Annotated in this window: 10 protein-coding genes; 6 read left to right on the forward strand and 4 right to left on the reverse strand. The window is 46.5% G+C overall.

The window, feature by feature from the left end:
- Positions 1 to 3: 3 nt before the first annotated feature.
- From KD145_RS01580 to KD145_RS01595, 4 genes are all read left to right on the forward strand, one after another.
- Positions 4 to 1,191 carry an O-succinylhomoserine sulfhydrylase gene (locus KD145_RS01580; protein ID WP_212004173.1) on the forward strand — a complete coding sequence of 396 codons (1,188 nt, stop codon included), beginning with the start codon at positions 4 to 6 and terminating at the stop codon, positions 1,189 to 1,191.
- A gap of 252 nt (positions 1,192 to 1,443) precedes the next feature.
- On the forward strand, positions 1,444 to 1,800 hold the full coding sequence (locus tag KD145_RS01585) for a hypothetical protein (protein WP_212004174.1): 357 nt from the start codon (positions 1,444 to 1,446) through the stop codon (positions 1,798 to 1,800).
- 78 nt (positions 1,801 to 1,878) lie between these two features.
- On the forward strand, positions 1,879 to 4,398 hold the full coding sequence (locus KD145_RS01590) for a DUF5686 family protein (protein WP_212004175.1): 2,520 nt from the start codon (positions 1,879 to 1,881) through the stop codon (positions 4,396 to 4,398).
- Between the two features lie 474 nt (positions 4,399 to 4,872).
- The gene (locus KD145_RS01595; RefSeq protein ID WP_212004176.1) at positions 4,873 to 5,079 is read left to right on the forward strand and encodes a hypothetical protein; all 207 of its coding nucleotides are present in this window, start codon (positions 4,873 to 4,875) and stop codon (positions 5,077 to 5,079) included.
- 108 nt (positions 5,080 to 5,187) lie between these two features.
- Here KD145_RS01595 and KD145_RS01600 read toward each other — a convergent pair whose 3' ends face one another.
- Positions 5,188 to 5,580 carry a response regulator transcription factor gene (locus KD145_RS01600; protein WP_212004177.1) on the reverse strand — a complete coding sequence of 131 codons (393 nt, stop codon included), beginning with the start codon at positions 5,578 to 5,580 and terminating at the stop codon, positions 5,188 to 5,190.
- A gap of 248 nt (positions 5,581 to 5,828) precedes the next feature.
- On the opposite strand from KD145_RS01600, the gene KD145_RS01605 reads away from it, so the two are divergent.
- Entirely contained in the window at positions 5,829 to 6,104 is a 276-nt protein-coding gene (locus KD145_RS01605; RefSeq protein ID WP_212004178.1) for a helix-turn-helix domain-containing protein, read from the forward strand.
- A 221-nt stretch (positions 6,105 to 6,325) separates the two neighbouring features.
- Positions 6,326 to 7,342 carry a rhodanese-related sulfurtransferase gene (locus KD145_RS01610; protein WP_212004179.1) on the forward strand — a complete coding sequence of 339 codons (1,017 nt, stop codon included), beginning with the start codon at positions 6,326 to 6,328 and terminating at the stop codon, positions 7,340 to 7,342.
- A gap of 178 nt (positions 7,343 to 7,520) precedes the next feature.
- Here the strand turns inward: KD145_RS01610 and KD145_RS01615 are convergent, their stop codons facing one another.
- The 3 genes from KD145_RS01615 to KD145_RS01625 are packed head-to-tail and all read right to left on the reverse strand — an operon-like array spanning position 7,521 to position 13,056.
- Positions 7,521 to 10,619, reverse strand: a complete 3,099-nt coding sequence (locus tag KD145_RS01615; RefSeq protein WP_212004180.1) for an efflux RND transporter permease subunit — start codon at positions 10,617 to 10,619, stop codon at positions 7,521 to 7,523.
- A gap of 12 nt (positions 10,620 to 10,631) precedes the next feature.
- Positions 10,632 to 11,951, reverse strand: a complete 1,320-nt coding sequence (locus KD145_RS01620) for a carbohydrate porin (protein WP_212004181.1) — start codon at positions 11,949 to 11,951, stop codon at positions 10,632 to 10,634.
- Between the two features lie 13 nt (positions 11,952 to 11,964).
- Entirely contained in the window at positions 11,965 to 13,056 is a 1,092-nt protein-coding gene (locus tag KD145_RS01625; protein ID WP_212004182.1) for an efflux RND transporter periplasmic adaptor subunit, read from the reverse strand.

Consider the following 13,056-nt stretch of genomic DNA (forward strand, 5'->3'; position numbering starts at 1 on the left):
TCCATGAGCAAAGAGAATCAATACCAACCAGAAACCAATGCGGTCAGGATACAAACAGCAAGGACCAACGAAATGGAACATTCCACTCCATTGTTCCTGACTTCCAGCTTCTGCTTTGACAACGCGGAAGAAATGAGAGCTACCTTCGCTGATGAAACGGATTTCAATATCTATAGCCGTTTCAGCAATCCCAATGTAGACGAGTTTGTACAGAAAATGTGCGCACTCGAAGGCGCCGAAGCCGGCTATGCTACAGCTTCCGGCATGAGCGCCATCTTCGCCAGCTTCATGGCCCTGCTCAAAGCAGGAGACCATCTGCTGAGTGCACGCTCCATATTCGGTTCTACACATACCGTTATCACTAAATTTCTGCCTAAATGGGGTATCGAATCTTCTTACTTCGACCTCAACGACCCGGCCGGTATTGAAGCTATGATAAAGCCCAATACACGGATGATCTTCGTGGAAACACCGTCCAATCCCGGACTGGAGATCATTGACATCGCCTTGCTGGCAGAAATCGCCAATAAACATAATATCATTCTCAACGTAGACAACTGCTTCGCTACACCCGTGTTGCAAAGACCTATCGAAGCAGGAGCACATATCGTTACCCACTCCGCCACCAAATGGATCGATGGACAGGGACGTGTGCTCGGTGGTGCTATCGTTGGTAAAAAAGAACTGATCAAGGAGATCTATACTTTCTGCAGAAGTACCGGCCCTGCTATGTCGCCCTTCAACGCATGGGTACTCAGCAAAAGCCTGGAAACACTGCATGTGCGTATGGAGCGCCATTCCGACAGCGCCCTTAAACTGGCGCAGGCCCTCGAAAGCAACCCACACCTTACCAGTGTGAAGTATCCTTTCCTGACCAGCCATCCACAATATGAAATCGCCCGCAAACAAATGAGTGGCGGCGGCGGTATCGTTTGTTTTGAGCTGAAAGGAGGCCTCCAGAGTGGTGTCCGTTTCCTCAACGCCCTGAAACTGCTGTCACTGACAGCTAACCTGGGCGACAGCCGTAGTATCGCCTCTCATCCGGCCAGCACTACACACGCTAAACTGAGCGATGCCGAAAAAGCAACAGTAGGCATCACCCCAGGCCTGATCCGCATCTCCGTAGGACTCGAAAACATCAACGACATACTCGCTGATATCGAACAAGCGCTTAATTCGTCCCAGGGCTAAAGCCCTGGGCTAAATTTGTTGGAGAAAATACGAAGGCCTCTGTTTATCCTTTTGACATTCGATAAACAGAGGCCATTTTATTTTGTGTCAAATATTCGTTGTCTCAAGATTAAACCCTTGGCTAACTATAAATCCTCTATTTTATCAGCATCACAATGATAAACAGAGGCCTTCGTATTTTCTCCAACAAATTTAGCCCAGGACTTTAGTCCTGGGCTGGAATAATTGGAGTTATTTTCTTATATTAGAATTATGAAATCCTTTTCCCATTTTCTGCTGATCCTTGCGCTGGCTTATGCTGCCGGCATTATAATGCCCTGGTGGAGTGTAGCGCTGGTGGCTTTTGTTGTTACGCTGGTGTTGCCATTGTCGCCGGGTAAATCTTTTTTCAGCGCTTTCCTGTCCATTTTTATATTGTGGTTGGTGCTGGCTTTTTATTTGGATGTTCGCAATGATCATTTGCTGGCCAACCGTATGAGTGAAATGATCCTGAAAGTACGTAGTGCTCCGTTGCTAGGGGTGGTGAGTGCTTTCCTGGGCGCGCTGGTGGCTGGTTTTGCTGCTTGTAGTGCCGCTTTTTTCCGGGCTCCCCGGAAAGTAGTTTCCTAGCTTATCATGTGCTGTTAAAATTGTGGTAAAACAATAGGGGGCTTATTTGCGTAAATATCAGGAAGTTATTTTTGATATATGATAAAATACTTACCTACCCTGTTTTTACTGTTGTTAACAACATACTGTGAAGCCGCTATAGTCAAAGGTCTGGTGACCGATGACAAAAATACGCCATTGCCTTTCGCCACTGTGCTGATAAAAGGCACTACCATCGGTACTACTACCAACGCTGCCGGACAATATCAGCTGGATATTGCCCCTGGGAGCTATACGCTGGTGTGTCAGTATATTGGTTATCGTAAGACGGAGACAACCATTAACGTAGACGCCACTACGCAAACCATTAACTTCACCCTGTTACCCGTCAATCTGCAGATCAGGGAAGTAGTGGTAAAAGCTGGTGGGGAAGATCCTGCCTATGCTATCATCCGCGCTGCCATTAAGAAAAGGGCTTTTTATCAGCAGCAGGTGCGGGAGTATACCTGCATGTCTTATATTAAGGGCACCATCAATATGAAAGGTATGCCCGAAAAGTTTCTCGGGAAAAAGGTTGATAAAGAGGATATGGGGGTTGACAGTGCCGGAAAAGGTATGGTCTTCCTCTCCGAATCCGTCACTAAGATATCCAGTCGCCTGCCCGATAAAATGAAGCTGGAAGTAATTTCTGACAGAAAGAGCGGCGGCGGTTTGGGGATGAGTTTTCCTGCTGTTATCAGTTTTTATGATAACAATGTATCTGCAGTGATCACACAGATGGGGCCACGGGGTTATATTTCACCTATTGCGGAAAACGCGCTGGCCTATTATAAATACCGTCTGGAAGGTGAATTTATGGAGGATGGCCGGATGGTCAACAAAATCCGTGTGATACCCCGGCGTAAGCATGAGCCGCTGTTTGCGGGGTATATTTTTATTACGGATAATGACTGGCGTATCCATAGTACAGACCTTATCCTCACCAGCGAATACCAGCTGGAGCTGATGGACACCCTCCGCATCCGGCAGACCCACGTGCCTGTATCGGGTGATGTGTGGCGTATTAAAGACCAGGTGTTGCATATGGGCGTCAATAAGTTTGGCTTCGGTATGGATGGCAACATAGTGAATGTTTATTCCGATTATAATCTTCATCCCAATTTTCCGGCAAAATTTTTTGACAACACAGTTATTAAATACGATTCTGCTTTCGATAAAAAAGAAGTACATTATTGGGACAGTATCCGGCCGGTACCGCTGGAAGTAGCAGAGGCCAGGGACTACCACCAGAAGGACAGTACTGCACATGCCAACAAACTGGCGGCCATGTCTGGTAATACACTCGACTCTATGCGCCGCAAACAGAAGCCGGTAAAGGTGATGGACGTATTGTGGAATGGTGTTAACCGCAAATCTTATTTCCGTAGAGATAGTGCCATTGTTTCGCATGATATAAAACTGACAGGTTTGTTACAGGCGCTGAAATACAATACTGTGGAAGGTTTGGTGCTGGCGCTGGAACCGAAGTTCAATTTTAATCTGGGTGAAGAGAAGCAGTTGAAGGTAACTCCGTATATACGTTACGGTTTGAGCAATACTCACCTGAATGCCTATACGTTTTTGACCTATAGTGCCAACAGCCGCGTCCGTAATCGTTATGGCCGCAATGACTGGGTAATAGGAGGAGGGAAGCGTATCAGCCAGTTCAACCCTGACAATCCGATAGATAATATCGCCAACGAGTTTTATACACTGTTCCTGAAAGAAAATTATATGAAGCTGTATGAAAACTGGTTTGCGCAGTTGCAATATAGTCGTACTTTTCAAACGAATGACCGTTTAACGGCCGGCGTGCGTTATGAAAGCCGTATACCGGTAGAAAACACGACCGATTTTGTGATTTTCCGGAATGATAAAAAACAGTTTACACCTAATCATCCGGAAGACCTGGCGAATGTACCATTCAACCGGCACCAGGCTTTTATTGTGGACCTGAGTTTCCGCTTCCAGCCCGGGCAGCAGTTTGTAGAGCTGCCGGATCGTAAGGTGCCGATGGGATCAAAGTATCCTACTTTTGAATTGTCCTATAGCAAAGGGATTCCTAATGTGGCCAACAGTGTTGTTGATTTCGATAAATGGCGGGTGTCTGTATTTGACAATATGAACTTCAAGCTGTTTGGCGAATTCCGTTATCGCCTTACTGCCGGTGGTTTCCTGAACGACCGCAATGTCCAGATTCCGGATTTCCAGCACTTTAACGGTAACCAGACATTCTACAATACCCGGTATCTCAACAGTTTCCAGCTGGCACCATATTACCGGTACAGTAATACCGCTCCGTTTTTTGCAACGGCCAATATAGAACATCATTTTAATGGGCTGCTGACTAATAAAATTCCATTGTTGAACCGGTTGAAATGGAATCTGGTAGCGGGGTCCAATGCCTTTTATGTGAACGGGCAGAACAACTATGTGGAAGCTTTTCTGGGTCTGGAGAATATCCTGAAAGTGCTGAGAGTGGACGTGGTAGCGGGTTATCAGAGCCAGGATGATACGCGTGTTGGCGTAAGAGTAGGATTCGGCGGTATATTCGGGAATCTGGTGCGGTTTAATCAGTAGGTCTGAAGAAGAGCAGGTATTTGGTTATTTGGGGATGAATTTATTGGGGTAAACAAATACCCAAATAACCAAATTTTTTACATCTACTCAGCATGACCTAACGTTTTTTGCTTCTCATTTCCTTTCTTTCATCAAAAAAATAAGCCAGCAGTCTGTAAATCCAGATGCCTACGACAGCGTACATAAAGTAAGTAAGGTAAATACTCATAACATAACATTTTCGGGTTAATCAATTTTTTCGTCAGAACGTTATTTTCAAAAAGGGTGCCAATACGGGGTTGTAACTTACATGCAAAGATATATACAATAAATATCAAATAGTTATAAAACCATAAATATTTTTTTAACACTTTGATGAACATTTGTCAGTTCAGTTATGTTGTAAATCTGAAAACTCGACGCATACACTTTTTGTGGAATTTATCACACTGAAGTGTTATTTTGACCATTACCTCAATGAAAAAACCACTTGCTATGAAAAAGATAGCGTTGATAGCCCTTATTGCCGGAATTTTGCTGGCTGCCACAGCATATATAACGGAAGCGAATGATCTGCCAGGCGCTGTGGAATTACGGACCGTTGGTTTTATCGGTTACATTTTTATCATTAGTGCCGCTGCTTATTTTTCCCTTTATTGGTTATATAAATGGAATAAAGAAGCGGAGACTATTCAACCCTAAGAAATTATGGAACGCCGGATGAAAATCCGGCGTTTTTTTATCTGTCATTTATAAGGATTATGAACCCCTGCTTTAGACAAAGCAGGGAGTAAGTTGTAAAGTTTTGTATTAGTCTTTTCTGTTCAGGTAAGGTACTATACCGGCGATGATCACCTCTCCGTTAACCCCGGCTTTGGAAAGAAAGCAGTCGGCTCCCGCTTCGAAGGCTGCCAGTCTATCACAATCATTAAATCTGTTGGAAACCACGACAATTGGAATGGAAGGGTTCTGGTGCCTGATAGCAGCGATCATTTCCAGTCCGCACATACCGGGCATGACCAGGTTGGTCAGTATGATGTCCGGACTGGCCGTACCCATGGTGTATAGTGCCGTTCGGGCATTCATACAGGTGTGGACTGTAAAACAGGTTCGGATAGTTACCTGAGGGATGATCCAGTTCAGAAAAAAGGGGTCATCATCTACCCAGAAAATTTTGTAGGTCTTGCGCTGCCTGGTTATCATGGGAAACGATGTTTTGATTCTGGGACAAAACGCGCAGGAAAATAAAAGCGCGGAACTCTTGCAATGCTGCTCTAACCGCCAAGTCGAACACAGCAAAGAAGAGCCCGCGCACATACGTCGCGGGCCTCACCTTCTATACCTGTGTTCTTAATTTGGCGGTTAGAACAGGCTAAAAAGCGATGCCTCGTAATATTTTTATTTTTTGGGGAGGCAAAGATAACCGAATATAATATTTTTTTTAAAATGACTTGATCTATCAAGTCAATAATTTTATCCCTTTTTTTGAATTTGTGCCAATGATAGGAGTGCGCAACCAGGATTTATCTAAGAGATTTGGCGAACGATTCCGGAAACTACGTGAGGCGACAGGTCTGAGCACACGTGAATTTGCAGATACAGCCGGCATAGCCTACTCCCAGGTCTGGAGTATAGAATCAGGGAAAGGTAATCCAACTTTGAGTACAATGGAAGCCATTGCTAAAGCACTCGGTACCGATATTTCCGGACTTATGAAAGATTTATAAATATAGCATTTCGCATATGCGTTTTGGCCAATGCTTGCATTGTAGCCTATTCATGCCTGCTCATCAGCAAAAGATCCCGCCGGATTACCTATCTTTGCGGTGCCTGAAAAAAACAGGCTTTTCAGACATACTTTCAAGACGAATCGATCAACAACCTTGTTAACCAGGGTACTGATTGAAATTTTGTTCACGACGCAGGTGTCCTTAAAATTTCAAACAAAATGGTATTACACAACAGAGTATCAGCCGCTGAGCTCAAGAAACGGCTGTTAATGGAAACAATCAACCGCGTTACGATCTCCTTTTACCAGTACGCGAAAATTCAGGATCCGCAAGCTTTCCGCGACCAATTGTACGAATCCCTCTTTAAACTCGATGTTTTCGGACGTATCTATGTTGCCCACGAAGGGATCAACGCCCAGATCAGCGTTCCGGAACACAATTTTGAGGCATTCCGCGATACCCTCTACGCTGTCGATTTCCTCCATGGCATCCGTCTCAACGTAGCTGTAGACGATGATGGCAAATCCTTCTTCGTACTGAAAATCAAGGTTAGAGAGAAAATTGTGGCCGACGGTATCTCCGACCCCACCTTCGACATGGCCAACCGCGGTAAGTACGTTGATGCGAAAGGGTTTAATGCACTGACTGACGACCCCGACACAGTCATCGTTGATATGCGTAACCACTACGAGTACGAAGTCGGACATTTTGACGGTGCAATAGAAATTCCCTCTGATACTTTCCGCGATCAGTTACCCATGGCAGTGGATATGCTGAAAGATCAGAAAGATAAAAATATTATCATGTATTGTACTGGGGGAATCCGCTGTGAGAAAGCATCTGCTTATATGTTGCACCACGGTTTCAAGAATGTTTTCCACCTGGAAGGGGGTATTATTGAATATACCAACAAAGCCCGGCAACAGGAACTACCCATCAAGTTCAAAGGCAAAAATTTCGTTTTCGATGACCGTCTCGGTGAAAGAATAAGTGAGGATATTATTAGTCAATGTCATCAATGTGGGGAACCTTGTGATACACACACCAACTGTTTGAATGACGGTTGTCACCTTTTATTCATCCAGTGCGAATCCTGCGCCCAGAAAAACAATGGCTGCTGCAGCGATGCCTGCAAGGAAGTGTATGCACTGCCGGAAGAAGAAAGGGCCGAACTGCGTAAAGGTGTAGACAAAGGACTGATGTTCAATAAATCCAGAAGAAAAAGACTGAAATAAAAAATCCGCCCCGCGTTGTTTCTTCTCGGCAGGGCGGAGTAGAGATAGATTATAAAATCAGTGGGGGCCGGACCTAGTCCGGCCTTTACCTTTTTCATAACCATTCTATCAACCTATATGCGAACTAAAAAGTTAATAGCCTTCCGGAAAATAATCCACCGGAAGGCCGGTTAATATGTTAAAGTGCTTCCACTTTTTTCTTGTATGCACCATAGAAAATAATCGGAAATACCAGTAACGTCAGCACTGTAGCGGTAATTAAACCTCCAATCACCACAATCGCCAGCGGCTTCTGGGTTTCAGAACCAATACCATGTGAAAGCGCCGCCGGAACCAGACCTATCGCTGCCATCAATGCAGTCATCACTACTGGCCTGATACGGCTCTGGACTCCCAGCTTAATCGCCTCATTCAGACTGATTCTCGCCTCCAGGTTCTTATGAAACACTGATATCAGAATTACACCATTCTGGATGCAAATGCCGAACAGGGCAATAAAACCTACGCCGGCAGAAATACCGAAGTTCATACCTGTAACGTGCAATGCGAGAATTCCCCCTATCAGCGCAAAAGGAACATTCATTAAAACGAGTCCTGCATCTTTCACATTACCCAACATAATAAACAGCACCATAAAGATGGCCACAAGGCTGATAGGCACTACCTGACCCAGTCTTTGGGTGGCCCGCACCTGATTTTCAAACTCACCGGTCCAACCTACACTATAACCTTTTGGCAACTTAATAACTTTGTTAATTTTTTGTTGAGCTTCGCTGATGGTAGATCCCAGGTCGCGGTCACGTACCGAAAATTTTATCCCGATAAAACGTTTGTTCAGATCACGATAGATGAAGGCAGGGCCGGTAATGGTTTTGATTTCCGCGATTTCTTTCAGCGGCACCTTGTTATTGTTGATGGTAGGTACCATCAGATTGGCCAGGTCTTCTTCGGTTTTACGATAGTTGGCATCATAGCGGATACGGATATCGAATTTTTTCTCTCCTTCATACAGCTGGGTAGCAGTTTTACCACCGATCGCCATTTCTATCACTGCCTGGGCATCACCAGTGGATACGCCGTATTGCGCCATCTTGTTGTCATCCAGGTTAATGCTCATCTCAGGCTGACCGATATTACGGATCACACCCAGGTCCTTGATACCCTGTACGCTCTTGAGCTGCGCAATGACTTGCTGCGACAGTGACTCCAGCTGTGTAAGGTCTGCACCGTAGATCTTCACACCATTGGCCGCTTTAAAACCGGCCACTGCTTCAGAAACGTTGTCACTGATCGGCTGGGAGAAGTTGAGGATAATACCTGGGTATTTTTTCAAACGGCCTTCCATCTGACCAATCAGAGCGTCCTGGGTGATTTTACGTTTCCATTCCTCTTTGGGCAGCAGGTCTACCTGGTATTGTATGAAATAAAAACCGTTAGGGTCTGTACCGTCATTGGAACGGCCTACCTGCGATAATACCCGCTTTACTTCAGGGAAATTGCCGAGGTCTTCCCGGATGTTACGCGCCATCTTAACGCTCTCGGTGAGCGACATACTCATCGGCAGCTCAGTGGTCACCCACAGCGAGCCTTCATTGAGCTGCGGCAGGAACTCAGTACCCAGGAATTTGGCAGAAAAGAATGTAACCACTATAAACGCCAGCGAGCAGGTAATGCTCAGACGTTTGTTGCGGTAAGTCCAGTTGAAACCTTTGGTAACAATGCGGTCAAAGAAGTTCACCACAAAGTTGTTCTTCTCCTTCACATTTTTGTTGAGCAGGATGGAACACAGTACCGGCACCAATGTTAAGGTGAACAGCAATGCGCCCAGCAGGGCAAAGCCCAGCGTCCATGCCAGCGGGGAGAACATTTTACCTTCCACTTTCTGGAAAGAGAAGATAGGGATCAAAGAGATAATGATAATGAGTTTGGAGAAGAAGATCGCTTTGGCCAGCTCACCACCGGTTTGTTTGATCCAGCCCAGCTTGGCCATCTTGTTAAACCGCTCCATCCCGTATTTATGGGCCTTATGATCGAGCATTACGAAGATCCCTTCCACCATCACCACAGCACCATCAATGATGATACCGAAGTCGATGGCGCCCATGGAGAGCAGGTTAGCGCTCATACCTTTGATACGCAGACACATGAAGGCAAACAACAGTGCCAGTGGTATGATGATGGACACAATCACTGTAGTGCGCCAGTCGGCCATAAAAATGAACACAATCACGGTCACAAAAATGATCCCTTCTGCCAGGTTGTGCATTACGGTATGGGTACAGAAGGCCATCAGGTTATCACGATCATAGAAAGTCTCCATCTTGATGTCTTCCGGCAGTACGGTCTCATTCAGCTCTTTCAGTTTGTCTTTAAGACGTTTCAGTACTTCGGAAGGATTTTCACCTTTACGCATTACCACAATACCTTCTACAAGGTCGTCGCTTTTGTCCAGTCCCACCTGGCCTACGCGGGGCGCAGACGATTCATGTACAGCGGCGAGGTCTTTAACGAGCAGTGGTACACCATTGATATTCTGAACGATAATATTCTGGATGCCGGAGATGCTGCTGAGCAGACCTATACCTCGCACCACATAAGCCTGTCCGTTTTTTTCGATGACGTCGCCACCTACGTTCACATTACTTTTGGTAATGGCCTGATACAACTCCAGTGGAGTGATATCGTACTTGGCAAGGCGTACCGGGTCGGCAGAGATTTCGTAGATCTTTTCCTGGCCGCCAAAGGCTACCACATCGGCCACGCCGGGCACACTGCGGATCTGACGGTCTATCACCCAGTTCTGCCAGGTAAGCAGATCGCGGGAATCACGTTTACTGCTCTTGAGATAATAGCGGAAGATTTCCCCGGTAGGGCCGTAAGGGGGCTGTACCTCCGGGGATGCACCTTCAGGCAGGTTAAGGCCTGCCAGCATATTATTCACCTGCTGACGCGCAAAGAAATCTTCCACATCATCTTCAAATATGATCTTCACCACAGAAAGACCAAACATGGTAACAGAGCGTACGCTGGTTTTACGTTGTACTGCGTTCATAGATACTTCTATGGGCAGTGTTACAAAACGTTCCACTTCCTGTGCACTGCGACCGTTCCATTTGGTCACGATCACGATCTGGGTATTGGTGACGTCTGGGAATGCTTCGATGGGGGTATGCAGGAAAGAAACCACCCCCGCTATGATCAGCGTGACAACGCTGATAAAAACAAATAGCTTGTTTTTAAGCGAAAAAGCTACAATATTTCTGATGAATTTATTCATAACTCCTGTTCTTTATATAGCCACTCTGGTCCTTAATCCGATGATGTTTACCGGCCCGCGGTCCCTGTTATAGGCGGGATGCAGCACAAACTGGTAATCGGGGCTTAAAGCAATATGTAGCCTGCTAATATTACATTGATAGAAAACTTCTGCGATCATTTCCGGAGCATAGTGCAGCTGGCCATCGCCGATCATAAATCCGGCGCCGCCGGCCTCAAGATAATGACGGTGGTCAGCGGACAGCCCGTTGACTACCATGGCCACGCCTAAATTGTCCTGCGGACGGTGCCACGGGGTACCATGTTCCAGCCATCCGGCGCTCACCGATTGATCTATTTCCGTATAGGCCCAGGTTTCGTTATGACCGTCGTTCCAGGATGCTTTGGCAAAAACGCCGGCATTGTCACTGATCTCCTGGTCTATATTGATACCGAAGCCATATTTGGTATGGCCGTTGCGCCTTACTGATGTGATGTCCGGCGCAGTGTCCCTTGCTGCATCGATGGCCGTTCTGTAGTTGCCCATAGGCGCCTGGTTGAGGAAGGCCATCAACCGTATATTTCCTTGATGTTTTTTCAGTTGGTGTGTATGCGTTACCTCCAGCACCTGACCGTTGGATTGACGGTAGTGATAGTTCAGTTTAGGCCCGTTGGCTACCAGCGGTTCCAGGGAAGTGGCGGCCTGCACCATCCAGTTGTCATGCTGGTACTGCACCGTAAAGGCCATAGTATAACCCCGAACATCAGCCGGATAGTCCCAGGCTGCATTGCTCATAAGCGACCAGTTCAGGAACTGGGTACGGGGATCATGACTGAAGGCATTCTGGTCGAAGAAGTCCGCCAGGCAATACTTACCGCCGATGAAGCGCAGGAACCGGGTAGGGGTGGTACCACCTACGTTGTTCAGGTCGTCCGGATCTGCGGTGTTTTTGCTGGTGAGTGGCAGCGTATAAGCCGCATATGCTCTGGCCAGATAAACAGCCGGCTTTGGATTACCTACACGGAATGTTTCGCCATTAGGGAAACCCGCAATGCCGGTGGCATGGCTGAGACCTTCACCACCAGCAAGTTCCGGGTTTATATAGAGTTCGAGGTTCCGCAAGGGGCGGATGCCTGCATAAATCGTACTGGTAATAGACGTTTTACCGTTTTCGTGTGTCTCAAAGCTGTTGACACCGGAGTACTTCGCGGAGAAATCAGGATGCCACTGGCTGACCAGCGTTTGCTGGAAATGAAAGGTGTAGGGCAGGATGCTGTCCTTTGCCTTGTCCTGTGCTGCCAGCTTGCCGGCAAACAGCGTTATAAGTCCTATGGAAGATAAAAATTGCCTCATGTTCCGTTCCCGCTTAATCTTTCAGTGCGTCGTATATCAGTAACTGGTTTTTGGAAATCACCTTCTCATCTGCCTGAAGGCCTGATTCCAGGTAAGTGAGATCACCGGCGGTTTTGTCTACTTCCACCTGCCTTACAGCGATATTGAATTTATCTTTGAACACCAGCACATAGTTTTTGCTGTTGTCGAAGATGATGGCTGCAGAAGGCACCGCAATCTTCTCCGCTTTGTCGGCATATTTAATGTAAACGGTCGCAAACATTTCCGGTTTGAGCAGCAAGTTTTTATTGTCGATCCGGATTCTTACCTGCATGGTTTTGGTGGCCGGGTCCAGGAAGTTGTTGATCTTGTCAATCTTGCCATGGAAGGGCTGATCAGGGTAACTCACCGTTACTACGTCGGCTTCATAACCTTCCTTGATTTTAGCGATATCTGTTTCAAACACATTGGCCATTACCCATACATCATCCAGCTCGGAGATGGTGAAGATATTGGAACTGTTGTCTGTACGGATTTCCATGTTGTTGTTGATGTTCTTCTCGATGATATAACCGGAGAGAGGAGCGGTAACGAGATAAGTAGCGCCTTTCCCTTTGCGGTATATTTTGAAGAGATCATTGAGGCGGGTAATTTCCGCTTCACTTTTATGCAGTTCACCTTGGGCGTTGACTACGTCCTTTTCGGTGCTCAGGCGGCTGTCATACAGGTCCTGGGCTACTTTCAGGTTTTTCTCCGCTACGGAACGGTCGGAGCGGGCCTGTGCCAGCTGTTTCTCGTAGTCAGCGATTTCGGCACTATGGATTACAGCGAGTACCTGTCCTTTCTGAACATAGTCACCCAGCTGTACTTTAATGTCTTCTACATAACCACTCACCAGTGGATATACTTTCAATACCTTGCCACCATTGGGGGCTACCTTGCCGGATAAACGTACTTCGTTCATCACTGGTTGCAGGTGAGCGGTATCGATGCGGATATTTTTTAACATTGTATCGCTCAGTACGAACGTGCTCTTTTCTGAATCTTCTGCCTGGCTATGTTTGCATCCGCTCCATATAACTGCTGCCAGCAGCGAAAAGCCAACGAGGATAATAGGCTGTTTCAT

This window comes from Chitinophaga sp. HK235, assembly GCF_018255755.1.
GTDB lineage: Bacteria > Bacteroidota > Bacteroidia > Chitinophagales > Chitinophagaceae > Chitinophaga.